Genomic DNA, 14,541 nt, shown 5'->3' with positions numbered 1-14,541 from the left:
GAAAAGCCCGGCGCGAGGGGCCGGGCCTTTCGAACGACGCTGCGGCTCTTGATGGCTTCAGTGCTTTTGCCCGGGGCCGCCGGCCGGTGCACCGCCACCGCGCGGCGCCGCATTGATATGGGGGGCGCCACCGCCGCCGGAGTGCGGCATTGCAGGTGCCGCCGCATGCGGCGCCGGCATCTGCGCATGGGCATTCATCGGCGAACCCCGACTCACATTCGGCTGCGCGACATGCGGCATCGCGGGCCGCGCGGCAGGTGCGGCGGACACACGCGGTGCTTCATGCGCACGCGCCATCGGCTGGGCATGCGCCGCGGCGGGGCTCGCTTGCCGTTCGTGCATCATGCGTGCCTGGGCATCGCGCGGATTGCGCGTCTGCACATTGCTCCGCTGATGCGCGATACGCTCGCTCCGTCCGGCGCGGGTCCGGTCGACGGCCACCGCAGCATCGCGTTTCGCCGCGTCGCGCGTCGCGATCCCGGCGTCGCGCTTTGCGATCGCCGCGTCGCGCTTGCCGATCGCCGCATCGGGCCGTGAGTTCGCAGCGTTACGTCCGGAGATCGCGGCGGCGCCCTTGCCCCGCACGCCTTCCCGTTCCAGAGCGACCGCCGCATCGCGCGTTGCCGCGCGTCCGATGCGGGCCGCACGCGGGTCGATCATCATCCGCGTCGCGACGCGCTGGTGCGAGGTCCAGTAGCTATTCCAGTAGGCGTGGCGGTGGTACCACGGCCGGCCCGCGTAGTAGCTCGACCAGTACGATGTCAGCACGAACGGAACGACGGGCACGTCGATCTCGTCGACGTAGTCGGGCAGATAGACGTAGTGATTGCGATAGAGATATTCGAGATATTGCGACGACACCCAGCCGCGATCGTCCGAGAAGCTGACGTCGCACCAGGCATTGCCACGCAGGCAGCCATGGATGTTGACGCGAGCGCCCTCGGGGACTCGGTCGACGAGTGGAAAACCCGGCCCCGGCCCGGCGCGCAGGCCGGTCGAGACGGTGACGATGCCCGGCGCGGCCATCGCCGCTGTTGGAGCGAGCAGCAATGCGGCAATCATAACGCTCTTGAATTTCATGACGTGTTCCTCCTCATGCGAGTCGGAACGCGCCAGCGGAACGGGCGTTCCGCACAGAAGGGGCTCATCCGTCAAAAGACTGAACCGCACACCGCGTGCAGTTCAATATTCATCCGCTGTTCATCGGCGTAGCGCGTAAGCGGCGCTGCCGGACCGTCATTTGACCCGCAACATGAACGCATCGAAGTAGGATGCAAGCCCGGCAACGTCATCGAGCGGCAGCACGCTTGCGACATATTGGTCGGGCCGCACCACGACCATGCAGCCTGACCGCCGGTCGATGCCGCGCATGGCGAAAACGTCGTGACCGCTCTTGAGGTCGGGGCAGAACATCTTCTCGTAATCGTACAAGCCGTAACGGCCCTTGCTCGGGAGCAACATGGGCGGCATTGCCTCGAGCGCAAGCTCGCGATGATCCTGCTGAAACACCGCGCGCAGATCGATCACGCTGTCGACATCGGAGTTTCCGGACGTATAGCGCCGGATCGGAGATTCCGGGGACTCCGCAAGAAAATTGCACAAGCGACGAATAGCCGAGTCCGATGCTGCGGGATTCTCGGCGGGAGAAAACGCGTAGATCCGAAAACGTCCGTCAGCCTGCGCGGCATGACCGAGATGCACCGGCTTTGCGTCCGCAAGCCGGATCACGGGCGCCGAGTGGAAGCGCTTGCCGATGATGAAGCCCTCCGCGAGATGCTGGTGCGAGCCTGCGCCGGTGAGGATCGATGGCGTGTAGTGCGTCGCGGTGCCCGCGGTGTAGCGGCCGTGCCGGACGAAATAGTCCTGCGTCCTGGCGGCATCGGCGCCGCCCGCCTTGGCGGCGGAGGCGAGAATGCCGGCCCATTCGCGGTCGAAATCGATCAGCTCCTTCGCGACGGCTTGGCGCTCGGCCGAATAGGAATGCAGCAGGGTTGGGGCGCACTGCTTGCGGAGCACGCCGGCGAGCTTCCAGCCGAGATTGAAGGCGTCCTGCATCGAGACGTTCATGCCCTGCCCCGCCTTCGGGCTGTGGGTGTGGCAGGCATCGCCGGCGATGAAGATTCGCGGCAGGCGCGTTGCGATCTCCGCGTCCGGCACGTCGTCGAACTTGTCGGTCAGGCGCTGGCCGATCTCGTAGACCGACCACCAGGCGATCTCCTTCACCTCCAGCGTATGCGGCTTCAGGATCCGCTGCGCTTTCGCAATCACGTCGTCGGCGCTGATGTTGCGATTGGCGACGCGCTCGCCGATGTCGAGCTTGGCGAGCTCGACATAGATGCGGACCATGTAGCCGCCTTCCCTGGGAATGATCAGCAGGCTGCCGTCCTTCGCCGACTGGATCAACGACTTGAAGCGGATGTCCGGAAAATCGGTCACGGCCAGCACGTCCATGACGCCCCAGGCGTGGTTGGCGGAATCGCCGTGCAGCTCGCGGCCGATCGACTTGCGCACCGTGCTGCGGGCGCCGTCACAGCCCACCACGTAGCGCGCCTTGACCGTCTCGACCTTGCCCTCGTTCGCGGCGTCGACGCGTTCGAGGCGGACGGTCACGGCGTGGTCGGCGGGACCCGCGGCCGGATCGACCTGAAGGTCAAGCAAGCGGCGGCTGTAATGGGGCTCGAGCTTGGCCGGCGATTTGCGCATGACGTCGAGAAAGCCGTCATGGATGCGCGCCTGGTTGAGGATGACATGCGGGAATTCCGACAGCCCGTCCTCGACGTCCTGCACCCGTCCGCTGCGGATGATCGTCTCGGGCCGCCGCTCGTCCGGCTTCCAGAACGTCGTCTCGTTGACCCAATAGGCCTCCTTCAACACCCGTTCGCTGAAACCGTAGGCGTGGAACATCTCCATGGTGCGGCAGGCGATGCCGTCGGCCTGCCCGACCAGCAGGCGGTCCGGCTTCTGCTCGACGATGCAGGTCTTGATATCGGGAAATTGCGCCAATTGCGCCGCGAGCGTGAGGCCTGCAGGTCCGCAGCCGACGATGAGGACATCCACCTCACGCGGCACGGCGCCTTGCGCACCCGAGACCTGAACGCGCTCGGCAGGATCGGCAATCTCCGGATCGCCCGGCTGAAATCCATTCAGATGAAATTGCATGACACCTCTCCCGGCAACGTCTTCTTCGATATTGATCAGTATGCTGATGATCAGTATACTTGTCAACGATCCGCGCCGTCCTTGTCGCAACGGAGAATTCGGTGAAAGACAACAACGACATGCCCGGGCATCTGGCGCGCCGCTTCCAGCAGATCGCGGTCGCGGTGTTCCTCGCCGAGGTCGAAGAGGCCGGCTTCGACCTGACGCCGGTGCAATACGCCGCGCTCGCGACCATCAAGGCCAATCCGGGGCTCGACCAAGTGACGCTTGCGGGATTGATCGCCTATGACCGCACCACCATCACGGGCGTGATCGATCGCCTCGTGCAGAAGGGGCTTGCCGAGCGCCGCGCCTCCAGCCGCGACCGCCGCGCCCGTGAGCTCGTGATCACCGACGAGGGCCGGCGCACGCTGCGCAAGATCACGCCGGCCGTGGAATCGGCCCAGCGCATCATGCTGCGCGGCCTCAGCGCGAAGGAGGGCGAGGAGTTGATGCGGCTGCTGCGCAAGGCGATCGCCGCCGGCAACGATCTGAGCCGGGCGCCGCTGCGCGATATTCAGGCATGATCCGGCACTTTGTACGTAATTGTCGCAGGCCCGCGAAACCAGGAACTAACCTTCGCCTGCTACGGTCGGCAACATTCTGCGCTTAACGCGCGATTAACTTTGCAGTTCGGGGGTTCGGATGTTCAGGTGTCTCATCGCGGCCGCGGCCATCGCGCTTTCGACCGCGCCTGCACTTGCCAACGGCCATGGCGGCGGCGATGCCCCTCCTCCGCCGAAACCCGAGGCGACGACCGCGCCGGCAAAGGTGGTCATCACCAAGCAGGGCCCCAAGCTCGTCGATCTCAAGGGCATGACGCTCTATACTTACGAGCGCGATACCACCGGAAAGACGTCGAACTGCAACGGCAAGTGCACCGAGAGCTGGGTACCGCTCGCCGCGACGGCCGACGCCAAGGCCGTCGGCGACTTCACCGTGATCAGCCGTAACGACGGCAGCAGGATGTGGGCGTACCGCTATCGCCCGCTCTACACCTCGCCCGCGGACAAGGCGCCGGGCGATGCCAACGGCACTGCGACGACACTGCAATGGCGCGTCGCCCGGCCTGAAAACTAGGGCGAAGTCGTCACCGGTTGTCGTGCCCGGCCAGTGCGGTCGGAACGGGCCTGAAGACCGGCATATCCGCGCTCGGCTGAAGCGGCTTGATCTCGGCATTCACCACCACAGGACCGGTCGCGAACCAGAGCGCCGCCACGGCCGCGATCGCCAATCCCGCGCCGAGCGCCGCAATCTCTTTCATTTCCTTGTCCCCGGCGATCAATTGCTGAGAATGACGCCATGCTGGTGGCGCGACGGATGATCGGCATCGACCAGCGTGTTCGGATCGGTCGCGATCACGGCCTCCGGTAGCGGCATCGGCTCGAGGCCGGCGAAGCGGCGATAGATCGCGCCCATGACAGCTCCGCAGAATGCCGCCGGCACCACGAGAAAGGCCAGCAGCGGCACCGCAAACGCGAGCAACAGCACACAGCCGAATGCCGCCACGCCGCCGATCGCCGCATATTCCCACGCATCGCGACGGCTCGAAGCTCGCGCGAGGTGGTGAACGCAGAGCATGAAGATGCTCGAAGGAATGACAGAGATCACCATCATGACCATGAAGGTCTGCGCCGGGATCACCGCCGCGAAGATATGTGCGGTGCTCTTGTCCCCAAAGCCGTTCATGAGCAGCGGCACCAACGTGTAGGGCAGCAGAGTTGCAAGCACCGTCGGTATCAGCGCGGCGATGACGATGCCCGCGAACGACGTGCGGACGCGGACCGGCCCATTGAACGCCAGCGGCGGGGGCTTCCCCGATGCGTCGGCAGCGGACACCTCACCGGCTGCGCGCGCAACCGGACTGAGCCCGGCGAACTGACCGTAGAGGAAGCCACCGATCATTCCCGCGATGGCCGGCAGCAGACCAATGGTCATCACCGTGCCGTCGCCGGGCGCCGCTAGCTGAATGTGGTTGCGGATCGCGATGCCATAGCTCAATGCCGCCATGACGCCGCCCATCAGGCCGTAGGCGAGCCGGCTCGAGACAGTCCACTGCCGCAGCACGATATGTCCGGCGAACAGGAAGGCCGCGTTCATCGCCATGCGGCCGGCATACATCACCAGAATCTGATCGGGCGCTGGCACGCCGACAGGATCGGTCAGCTGTCCTCCCGCGAGAGCGAAGACCAGCAGCACGGCTTCGACGATGGCCAGCGGAATCAGCGCGGCGAACAGCGCGCGCGGCGAATTCTTCACGAGATACATGCGAGCAACCCCTTGCTCGCTGCACGCTAGGCGCGAGACGTTAGGGACGGCGCAAAACAATGGCTAAAATTGTCGCAGAACAGGACGCTGGACGGCATGCGCGCCCCACCTTATCCACGCCAGCTTCCACCCGCCTCGGCCCGCGCGCTCTGTCCGGGCGGAAGCACCACGACCATCGAATTCAGCTTCACCCGGTCATAGAGATCGATCACGTCCTCATTGCGCATCCGGATGCAGCCGGACGAGATCGCCTGCCCGATATATTCGGGCTGATTGGTGCCGTGGATGCGGTAGAGCGTGTCCTTGTTGCCGACATAGAGATAGATGCCGCGCGCGCCGAGCGGATTGGCCGGGCCGCCGGGAACGCGCGCCGGATACGGGCCGAGCCGCGCCTGGATATCTGCCGTCGGCACCCAATCCGGCCATTCTGCCAGGCGGCCGACCCGCGCGACGCCGGAGAACGCCATGGCCTCCTCGCCGACCGCAACGCCGTAGCGGATCGCCTTGCCGTCAGGCAGCACGTAATAGAGGTAGCGGGCGTCGGTATCGACGAGGATGGTACCCGGCTGCTCCTTGCGCTGGTAATCGACGATGTGACGGAGATATTCCTCGGGCACGTTCGCCTGCGCATAGGGCGTATGCGCGAGCAACTGCTTGTCGCGCGGCGTCATGCTCGCGTCGGTCGACGGCGAAAGCGTGGTCTGCATGCAGCCGCCCAGCGGCAGCAAGGCAACAACAAATAGAGCGATGAAAGATCTTGGCACCGCCGGCCCCCGATAGCGGATAGCAGCGCCCCCAGCACCGCGAGATGCTGCCCAAATCGTGCTGAAAACAAGGCAGAGCGGAACAATTGCGCGTGTTCGGCAACCGAGGTTCCATCACCACAAACGGCGGAAGAGCGTCGCATCATCTCCATCCCCTCGCCTTGCTTTGGTCAAACCCGGCTGGACTCGTGCGTCATTGGGCCGGGCTCATCCGTTTGGATGGGCTCACTGCAACAGATCGGCTCGCGCCAATGCGGACGACCAGGACTTAACACCCGGGCTTCGAGCGCCTGGGCCTCAGAGGAGCTGCGATGCTCGCGACGCTGAACCCCAAGCAAATCGTCGATGAGATCGTGAAGGACACGGTCAAGGACAACGATCCGCACGACGCGATTCAGATTTCGCCCGACATTGTGCTGGCCTCGCGCCCGATCAGTGTCGCGCCCGCGCTGGCGCCCGACGTCGCGCCGCGACCGGAGCCGAAATTCGCGCCGGAGCCGAGAGCCTCTCTGGAGCGCAAGATCTCTGTGGAGCCCAAGTTCAGTCCTGTTGCGGAGCCGCAGCCGGCGACACCGCCCTCGGTCGACACCGCCATACGCGTCACGGCGGACGAGGGTCGTGGCCCGCAGAAGCGATCCGCCGTGCGCAAGTGGCTGCGCGGTGCGTTCGTCACGTTCCTGTTTGCCGGATCAAGCGCGGCCGCCACGATCGCCTGGGAGCAGCATGGCGACAAGGCCAGACAGGCGCTCGCCGAATGGACCCCCGCATTGGCGTCGCTGACGTCGCTGCTGCCTTCCACAGCGCAGACTGCGCCGGTCGCCGTCGCGCAAGCCGCCCCGCCTGCGGAACAAGCCGCTCCGCCAGTGGCGCAAGCGGCCGTCGACCAAACGGCAGCCGCCCCCGCCGCGCCGCCCCCGGTTCAGGTTGCGGCCGCCGCGCCTGCGGCGACAGCGTCAGATGCCGCGCAGTCGGTGCAATCGATGACGCGCGACCTCGCCGCCATGGCGCAGCAGATCGAGCAGCTCAAGGCCAACATCGCCGAGCTGAAAGCCGGACAGGAGCAGATGGCGCGCGAGATGGCGAAACCGCCCGCGCCGAAACCGTCTGCCGATGCGAGGCCGATTGATCCGCGCGCACGCGCCGCTGCGCTGCCGCCGAAGCCTGCGTCGGCGCCGCCGGTTCACAAGCCGAAGCCGGTCGTGTCGCGCACCTACATGCCGGCCTATTCGCCCGCACCGCTCGCGCCTCCACCGCCGCCTTCACAAGCTGCCGCGATGCCGCCGCCACCGGCCGCACCGGTCACCACGACTCAAGCCGTTGCCGACGACGACGGACCCGTCGTACGTCCGCCGATGCCGCTGCGCTAACCGCGCAACAGCTCTCGCCTACGCTGTCCGAGTCGATGTGGAGCGTTGAGTCCGGGCAATTACGGAAAGCGATGCGCAGGCCATCTTCCGCTCAAGAGAAAAGGCCGTCGGGATCTATGCCGGCGGCCTTCTCTTGCAGCTGCCGGTTCCCGGAGCCCGGTTCTGCTGCAATTCCATGCCTTATGATCGTGCCGACATATTTAATAAAACATTAATGCGCTCACACCCTGCACATCATTTCTGCGCCATAAGCACAGAGATTGCGCGGCCTGTTCACCCTGTAGATATCGACTCAGTGGTACCATCCGATATGCGTTGAGACTTCCACGGAAGCTCAGCTCCTCACATCGGGGAATTCGGATGCCTTACTACTCCTTCGATCTTGTGGTTGGTGAAGAGTTCAGGAACCAGGGCGGAATCATTCTCGAGGACATCGAGGTTGCCTCCGACCGCGCCGATCAACTCGCATGCGAGCTGTCGCAGGTGAAGCCCGAGCTGCAGCAGAAGGGTTGCGCGGTGCGCGTCACCGATCGCGATCACAACGAGCTCTATCGCACGCCGCTCGATCCGGTGCCGGCCTGGCGCCGCTGACTATTCGTCCAGCGCCGGCGGCTCGAACCAGTTGGTCAGTGACAAGCCGCCGTCGACGACGAAGGACGCGCCGGTGACGTAACCGGACAGCTTGTTCGACAGCACCGTGAGCGCCATCGGTGCGAGGTCATTGGCCTCGCCGAGACGCCCGAGCGGAATGTGTTTCGCCAGCGAAGCATCCGCGACGAACCCGCCTGCGGCGATCGCGCCGGGCACCAGCGCATTGACGCGAATGCCGGAGCGGCCGAACGTCTTGGCCAGCTCCTTCACCAGCATCGCCATCCCCGCCTTCGCCGTCGAATAATGCGGCAGGTTGCGCGGTGTGCCAGCATGCAGCGACGTGAGAAACAGGAACGAGCCCGGCCGCTTGGCCGCGATCAGCCGCTTGGCGAGCTCTCGGGCCAGGTGGAAGCCGGCATCGAGATTGACGGCATGCATCTGCTGCCAGGTCCTGCGATCGACCGCGAGGGCATGATCGGCCTCGCGCCGCGGCGGCGATGCGCTGTGGACGAAGTGCGTGATCTCGCCCAATGATGCGTTTGCTGCGGCAAGCAACGCCTCGCATGCCTCGAGCTCGGCAAGATCTCCGACCCAGGGCACCGCCAGTTCAGGCTTCGCACAAGCGCCGATCGCGGCCGTCACCCGCTCGGCGCTGACGTCGGCGAACACGGTCCGGACGCCCTCGCCGATCAGAGCCTGCGCAATCGCACGGCCGATGCCGTTGCCCGCGCCGGTCACGAGCGCCGTGTCACGGATGGGATCGAACGGCGTGCTGAACAGGCTCATGTCGCGCTCCAAGGCCGGGATGCTGCCCACGATAGCGCACTGCAGCGGGGAGCGACAAATTCGCACCTGGCACCATTGCGGAGCCGCCCGCCGGACGCTAGCCTCCCCCAAAAATCGGAGGAGATACCAAGGATGCGCTACGGTTTCCTGATGGCTGGCCTGTTGCTGATCGCCGCTCCCGCGCAGGCCGAGGACCACCCACGCTCGACCTATGTGACCTTGGTCCTGCAGGCCTTCGCCGCCAAGGTTGAATGTCCGGGCACGGACGTCGTCTACCAGGATCTGGTCCAGAAGGCGGAGCAGATGCACCTGCCCGAGGGCACCACCGAGAAGGTGCGCAAGGCGATCGCCTGGATGCACACCGGCGGCAAGATGGGCGAGAAGCAGGACGACGATCTGATGGCCGAGGTTGCGGTGGCGACCCAGGCGACCGATCTCAACCAGCGCCGCCTCGGCATGCCGAGCTGGTGCGAGGCCCAGAAGACCAATCTTGCCGGCCTGATCCGCGCCAAGGGCGGCTAGCGAGCCAAGCTTTCGCGGCATTAAGCACGCGTCACGGAACCCCTCCCCCCGGGCCAACAATCGTCACATTCCTCGCCAGCATGCGGGCTCCTTCGAACAGGAGGAGCCCATGCGGATTGCCCACCTCGTTTTCACTGCTGCGCTCGCCGCCAGCGCAGCGCTGGCCACCCCGGCACAGGCGAAGAACACCGGTGCCCAGAAGGACGAGGACAAATCGTCGGCCTCGTCCTCATCGTGCAGTGCCTATCAACAGGCGCCGGACGGATCCTGGGAGCCGCTCCCTTGCAAGGAGACGGGTGAGCGCGCCCAGCCGCAGACGCAGCACAAGACCGGCGTACGTGACACCGATCAGGGCGAGCGTTGAGCCGCCAGCGCTGCGGGAACCCTCAGGTTCCATCCGCGTTGAGCCGGTGGCTTGCCACGGTGCATATGACCGTCCCACACCGTGGACAGGGCCGAGGAGCGGCCCCTTGGAAGTGCCAACCCCGCGAGCGATTGTGGATTCGATCGAGTTTGAGGACCTCCAACGCCGTCTGAAGGCGCTGGAGGAGGAAAACGCCCACCTGAAGGCGCTCGGAGCAGCCGACCAGACCCTGCGCCGCCGGGCGGAATCCGCGCTGGCCGAGAGCGAGGAGCGGTACCGGACGCTGTTCAACTCGATCGACGAAGGCTTTTGCATCATCGAGTTCTTCGACGGGCCGCACGGACCGCTCAGCGATTATGTCCATGTCGAAGCCAATCCCGCTTACACCCAGCACGCCGGCATTCCCAACGTGGTCGGCCAGAAGGTCCGGGAGATGGTTCCGGACGAGGCCGACGGCTGGGTGGAGCTCTATAGCGATGTCCTGCGGACGGGCCGACCGATCCGGTTCGAGCGCGAGCTGATTGCGACCGGCCGCCATCTCGAGCTCGCCGCCTTCCGCGTCGAGCCCGCCAGCCGCAAGCAGGTCGCCGTGCTGTTCCAGGACATCACCGCGCGCAAGCGCGCCGAACGCGAGCTGCAGCAGCTCAACGAGACGCTCGAAGCGCGCGTGGTGGCGGCTCTGGCCGAGCGCAAGCTGATGGCCGACCTCGTCGAAGGCACCGATGCCTTCGTCCAGGTCGTCGATCCGGACTTTCGCTGGCTTGCGATCAACGGTGCGTCGGCGCGCGAATTTCATCGCATCTACGGCATCTTGCCGAAGGTCGGTGACAACATGCTTGAGCTGCTTGAGGGTCAACCCGAGCATCGCGACGCCGTCCGCGCGCTCTGGTCGCGGGCCCTCGCCGGAGAAGCGTTCGTCGAGATCGCCGAGTTTGGTGCGCCCGGGCGGGCCCGCCGGTTCTACGAGATGCGCTTCAATTGCCTGCGCGACGGCAGCGGCCGGCCGCTCGGCGCCTACCAGTTCAGTTATGACGTCACAGATCGTCTGAAGGAGCAGGAGCGGCTGCGCGAGGCGGAGGAAGCGCTGCGGCAGTCGCAGAAGATGGAGGCGGTCGGCCAGCTCACCGGCGGCCTCGCGCACGACTTCAACAATCTGCTCACCGGCATCATTGGATCGCTGGAATTGCTGCAAATCCGCCTCGGCCAGGGCCGTATCAAGGACATCGACCGCTACGTGACGGCGGCGCAAGGCGCCGCCAAGCGTGCTGCCGCGCTGACGCACCGGCTGCTGGCCTTCTCGCGGCGGCAGACGCTCGATCCCAAGCCGACCGACGTGAATCGCCTCGTGATAGGCATGGAGGAGCTGGTCCGCCGCACAGTCGGCCCGGAGATCGCCGTCGAGGTCGTCACATCAGGCGGAATGTGGGCGACGCTGATCGATGCCTCGCAGCTCGAGAATGCCCTGCTCAACCTCTGCCTCAATGCCCGCGACGCGATGCCCGAAGGCGGCCGGCTCACGATCGAGACTGCCAACCGCTGGCTCGACGAGCACGCCGCCGCCGAACTCGATTTAAGTCCCGGGCAGTACGTCTCGCTCTGCGTCACCGATACCGGCGCCGGCATGACGCCGGAGGTGATCGCGCGCGCCTTCGATCCGTTCTTCACGACCAAGCCGATCGGCCAGGGCACCGGCCTCGGGCTCTCCATGGTTTACGGCTTCGTCCGCCAGTCCGGTGGCCAGGTCCGGATCTATTCCGAGGTTGGCCAGGGCACGACCATGTGCCTCTATCTGCCGCGCCATTACGGCAAGGAGGCGGACAAGCCTTCACCGCCCCCCACCAGGAATGCGGTGCGCTCGGAGGCAAGCCACACCATCCTGATCGTCGATGACGAGCCTTCGATCCGGATGCTTCTGACCGATGCGCTGGAGGAGATCGGCTTCAACGTCATGGAAGCGCATGACGGGCCGAGCGGCCTGAACATCCTGCAATCGGATGCGAGGATCGACCTGCTCGTCACCGATGTCGGCCTGCCCGGCGGCATGAACGGCCGCCAGCTCGCGGATGCCGCCCGCACCACGCGGCCGGCGTTGAACGTGCTGTTCATCACCGGCTACGCGGAGAACGCCATCATTGGCAACGGCCAGCTCGCCCCGGGTATGCAGGTGCTGACAAAGCCGTTCGTGGTCGAGGCGCTGGCTGCCCGCGTCCTCGAGATGATCAAGGATGGAACCGGCCGGACTTGAAAGATCAGCTCTGGGCAGGCCCGCGCATGATCTTCATGGCGTCGGCGATGTGGCGCCATTCCTTGGCCTCGTCGGCCTCGCCGCGGCCCTCGCAGGCCTGAGCCTGCTCGGCAGCCTTCGCGATCGCAGCAAAACCGTGCTGTTCGAGCATTTGCCGCGCAACGGTGTGGACCTGGACCTCGGACATCATGGGCTTTTCTCCCGCTATGAGGACACCGCGGCGCCCGGCTCGGCGCTCCGCGTCCGAGACAACGATCTCGCCATGATCGCCGTTCCGGCCGAGCCGATCACATCGACACTCGCTGGAGTTCGATCCCCCCGGAACGACGAAGGCGGCCCGCCATGCCCGGCGGACCGCCCTCTCACCCACCCCAAAGCTGGGAGTCGCCGGCCGCGCCCTTACGCGACTGCCACTTTCTTGCGCTCGAAATCGTTGGGCACCTCGATATCGACCTCCAGGGTCGACACCTCGTCGCCGCGCTCGAGCCGGACGATGACCTTGGTCGGGTCCAGCGTGACGTGCCTGGAGACCACGGCGAGAATTTCCTCACGCAGCACACCGAGCAGATCGGGCTGGCCACGCATTCCGCGTTCATGGGCAAGCAGGATCTGCAGCCGCTCACGTGCGACCGGTGCAGAGGCCTTGTTGCCGCGGAGAAGCCGGAGCAAACCCATGCTCATGCAGCCCTCCGTCGCAGCAGACGATCCATGAAGCCCTTGCGCTCGGTCGGTACGTGCATCGCGATGGTCTCGCCGCACAGCCGGCGCGCCGCGTCGATATAGGCCCGCGCCGGTGCGCCGTCCGCGTTCGACAGCGTGACGGGCGTGCCGACATTGGAGGCGCGCAGCACGTCCTGGCTCTCGGGAATGATGCCGAGCAGCGGCGTTGCGAGGATTTCGAGGATGTCTTCGATGGTCAGCATCTCGCCGCGCGCGGCGCGCGAGGGATCGTAGCGGGTGATGAGAATGTGCTTCTCGACGCGTTCGCCCTTCTCGGCCCGCACCGTCTTGGAATCGAGCATGCCGATGATGCGGTCGGAATCGCGTACCGAGGACACTTCCGGATTGGTCACGATGACGGCCTCGTCGGCGAAGCGCATCGCCATGGAGGCGCCGCGCTCGATGCCCGCCGGGCTGTCGCAGATCACCCAGTCGAAGCGGCTGCGCAAATCGGCGATGACCTTGCCGACGCCCTCTTCGGTCAGCGCGTCCTTGTCGCGGGTCTGCGAGGCCGGCAACAGCCAGAGGTTCTCCAGCCGCTTGTCCTTGATCAGCGCCTGCGGGAGTTTCGCAACGCCCTGCACCACGTTGATGAGGTCGAACACGACGCGGCGCTCGGCGCCCATGACGAGGTCGAGATTGCGCAGGCCGACGTCGAAATCGACGACGACGACCTTGTCGCCGCGCTGCGCCAGCGCAGCCCCCAGTGCGGCGGTCGTCGTCGTCTTGCCGACGCCCCCCTTGCCTGACGTCACGACCAGTACCTTGGCCATCTCAAAAATCTCCTTCTGGTCAGTTCAGCGCGGTAATTCGCATGGTGTTGCCCTGCAGCCAGGCCTGGGCAGGCCGGCCGCGAAGAGCGGCATCGATATCGTCGGCGGTCTGGTAAAACCCGTCGATCGCAAGCAACTCGGCTTCGATCTTCTGGCAATAGATGCGCGCGCTGGTGTGACCGTTCACGCCCGCCATGGCGCGGCCGCGCAAGGCGCCATAGATGTGGATCGAGCCGCCGGCGACGACTTCCGCACCGGACCCGACCGAGCCAAGGATGGTGACGTCGCCTTCCGGAAAGATCACGGTCTGGCCCGAGCGCACCGGGTTTTCCAGCAGCAGCGAGGTCGGCTTGGTCTCGGACTTCGATTCAGGCTTCTTCGGCGCGCTCGGCTCGACCACGCAGCTGCGCCCGCCCGACAGCAGCGGGGGCATCATCGGGGTCAGCCTCGCCTCCTCCACGCCCTCGATGCCGAGCACGCGGATGTTGCGATCCTGCAGGCTGGTGAGCAGATGGCCGATGCCGGACTGGCTGAGATCGACCGAGGACAAATCGATCACGACGGGCCGCCCGGCAAAGAAGCCCGGCGAGCGCGCGATGGTGGCGTCGATCTCGTGCAGCCAGTCCTGCACTGGAACCGTCGGCGTAAACACGAAGGCCACATAGGAGCGCCCGCGCAGGCGCACCATTTGGCGTTGAGGTTTGACTGCAGCCTCCATAGCGGCCGACTCGTTCCCTGTTATTGAATGGTTAACGATGCGGCGGATATGGTTAACGGCCGGTTAATTCTCCGTGGGATTACGTGGGAGGATGGGCGGCTGGCGCCTCTCTCGTGTCCCGGACGCGCTGCAGCGTGAACGCTGCTGCGCAGAGCCGGCAACTGTTATGTTGACGGTGCGACCTTATAGATTTTTCGGTCGCGCAGCATAGCGTTGAGGATGGTC

Annotated in this window: 17 protein-coding genes; 7 read left to right on the top strand and 10 right to left on the bottom strand. The window is 65.6% G+C overall.

The genetic code is table 11. The annotated features are described in order from the left end of the window. Positions 1 to 57 precede the first annotated feature (57 nt). Both UNPF46_RS19705 and UNPF46_RS19700 read right to left on the bottom strand, forming a co-directional pair. Complete coding sequence (locus tag UNPF46_RS19705; protein WP_142251108.1) at positions 58 to 1,080, bottom strand: SH3 domain-containing protein; 1,023 nt, start codon at positions 1,078 to 1,080, stop codon at positions 58 to 60. Between the two features lie 156 nt (positions 1,081 to 1,236). Continuing rightward, complete coding sequence (locus UNPF46_RS19700; protein ID WP_142251107.1) at positions 1,237 to 3,159, bottom strand: FAD-binding monooxygenase; 1,923 nt, start codon at positions 3,157 to 3,159, stop codon at positions 1,237 to 1,239. 101 nt (positions 3,160 to 3,260) lie between these two features. Between UNPF46_RS19700 and UNPF46_RS19695 the strand changes: the two genes are divergently transcribed. Together UNPF46_RS19695 and UNPF46_RS19690 are read left to right on the top strand one after the other, a co-directional pair. Next, positions 3,261 to 3,725, top strand: coding sequence for a MarR family winged helix-turn-helix transcriptional regulator (locus tag UNPF46_RS19695; RefSeq protein ID WP_142251106.1), 465 nt, complete (start codon positions 3,261 to 3,263; stop codon positions 3,723 to 3,725). A 118-nt stretch (positions 3,726 to 3,843) separates the two neighbouring features. Beyond that, complete coding sequence (locus tag UNPF46_RS19690; protein WP_142251105.1) at positions 3,844 to 4,278, top strand: COG4315 family predicted lipoprotein; 435 nt, start codon at positions 3,844 to 3,846, stop codon at positions 4,276 to 4,278. A gap of 10 nt (positions 4,279 to 4,288) precedes the next feature. Here UNPF46_RS19690 and UNPF46_RS37570 read toward each other — a convergent pair whose 3' ends face one another. From UNPF46_RS37570 to UNPF46_RS19680, 3 genes are all read right to left on the bottom strand, one after another. Then, entirely contained in the window at positions 4,289 to 4,462 is a 174-nt protein-coding gene (locus tag UNPF46_RS37570; RefSeq protein WP_174718789.1) for a hypothetical protein, read from the bottom strand. A gap of 17 nt (positions 4,463 to 4,479) precedes the next feature. Continuing rightward, complete coding sequence (locus UNPF46_RS19685) at positions 4,480 to 5,466, bottom strand: hypothetical protein (RefSeq protein WP_142251104.1); 987 nt, start codon at positions 5,464 to 5,466, stop codon at positions 4,480 to 4,482. A gap of 110 nt (positions 5,467 to 5,576) precedes the next feature. After that, entirely contained in the window at positions 5,577 to 6,173 is a 597-nt protein-coding gene (locus UNPF46_RS19680) for a L,D-transpeptidase (RefSeq protein ID WP_502705494.1), read from the bottom strand. 368 nt (positions 6,174 to 6,541) lie between these two features. Between UNPF46_RS19680 and UNPF46_RS19675 the strand changes: the two genes are divergently transcribed. Together UNPF46_RS19675 and UNPF46_RS19670 are read left to right on the top strand one after the other, a co-directional pair. Further along, entirely contained in the window at positions 6,542 to 7,597 is a 1,056-nt protein-coding gene (locus tag UNPF46_RS19675; RefSeq protein WP_142251102.1) for a hypothetical protein, read from the top strand. A gap of 360 nt (positions 7,598 to 7,957) precedes the next feature. Beyond that, positions 7,958 to 8,188 (top strand): DUF6894 family protein, encoded by a 231-nt coding sequence (locus UNPF46_RS19670; RefSeq protein ID WP_028136727.1) that lies wholly within the window; start codon positions 7,958 to 7,960, stop codon positions 8,186 to 8,188. Here UNPF46_RS19670 and UNPF46_RS19665 read toward each other — a convergent pair whose 3' ends face one another. Next, positions 8,189 to 8,974 (bottom strand): SDR family NAD(P)-dependent oxidoreductase, encoded by a 786-nt coding sequence (locus tag UNPF46_RS19665; RefSeq protein ID WP_142251101.1) that lies wholly within the window; start codon positions 8,972 to 8,974, stop codon positions 8,189 to 8,191. Between the two features lie 132 nt (positions 8,975 to 9,106). On the opposite strand from UNPF46_RS19665, the gene UNPF46_RS19660 reads away from it, so the two are divergent. From UNPF46_RS19660 to UNPF46_RS19650, 3 genes are all read left to right on the top strand, one after another. Continuing rightward, positions 9,107 to 9,496, top strand: coding sequence for a hypothetical protein (locus UNPF46_RS19660; protein WP_100175704.1), 390 nt, complete (start codon positions 9,107 to 9,109; stop codon positions 9,494 to 9,496). 109 nt (positions 9,497 to 9,605) lie between these two features. Then, complete coding sequence (locus UNPF46_RS19655; RefSeq protein ID WP_142251100.1) at positions 9,606 to 9,860, top strand: hypothetical protein; 255 nt, start codon at positions 9,606 to 9,608, stop codon at positions 9,858 to 9,860. Between the two features lie 133 nt (positions 9,861 to 9,993). Further along, entirely contained in the window at positions 9,994 to 12,105 is a 2,112-nt protein-coding gene (locus UNPF46_RS19650; protein ID WP_142251099.1) for a PAS domain-containing protein, read from the top strand. A 4-nt stretch (positions 12,106 to 12,109) separates the two neighbouring features. Here the strand turns inward: UNPF46_RS19650 and UNPF46_RS19645 are convergent, their stop codons facing one another. The 4 genes from UNPF46_RS19645 to minC form a co-directional block, all read right to left on the bottom strand. Next, positions 12,110 to 12,295 carry a hypothetical protein gene (locus UNPF46_RS19645; protein WP_142251098.1) on the bottom strand — a complete coding sequence of 62 codons (186 nt, stop codon included), beginning with the start codon at positions 12,293 to 12,295 and terminating at the stop codon, positions 12,110 to 12,112. Positions 12,296 to 12,504: 209 nt separating this feature from the next. Further along, entirely contained in the window at positions 12,505 to 12,786 is a 282-nt protein-coding gene (gene minE, locus UNPF46_RS19640) for a cell division topological specificity factor MinE (RefSeq protein ID WP_100175708.1), read from the bottom strand. Next, complete coding sequence (minD, locus tag UNPF46_RS19635; RefSeq protein ID WP_142251097.1) at positions 12,783 to 13,598, bottom strand: septum site-determining protein MinD; 816 nt, start codon at positions 13,596 to 13,598, stop codon at positions 12,783 to 12,785. The genes minE and minD overlap by 4 nt, the downstream gene beginning before the upstream one ends. A gap of 19 nt (positions 13,599 to 13,617) precedes the next feature. Beyond that, complete coding sequence (gene minC, locus UNPF46_RS19630; RefSeq protein WP_100175710.1) at positions 13,618 to 14,316, bottom strand: septum site-determining protein MinC; 699 nt, start codon at positions 14,314 to 14,316, stop codon at positions 13,618 to 13,620. Between the last annotated feature and the right edge of the window lie 225 nt (positions 14,317 to 14,541).

This window comes from Bradyrhizobium sp. UNPF46, from assembly GCF_006658625.1.
In the GTDB taxonomy this organism is placed as follows: Bacteria; Pseudomonadota; Alphaproteobacteria; order Rhizobiales; family Xanthobacteraceae; genus Bradyrhizobium; species Bradyrhizobium nitroreducens.
The sequence above is the reverse complement of the archived record's forward strand: the minus strand, read 5'-3'. Positions and strand labels throughout refer to the sequence as shown.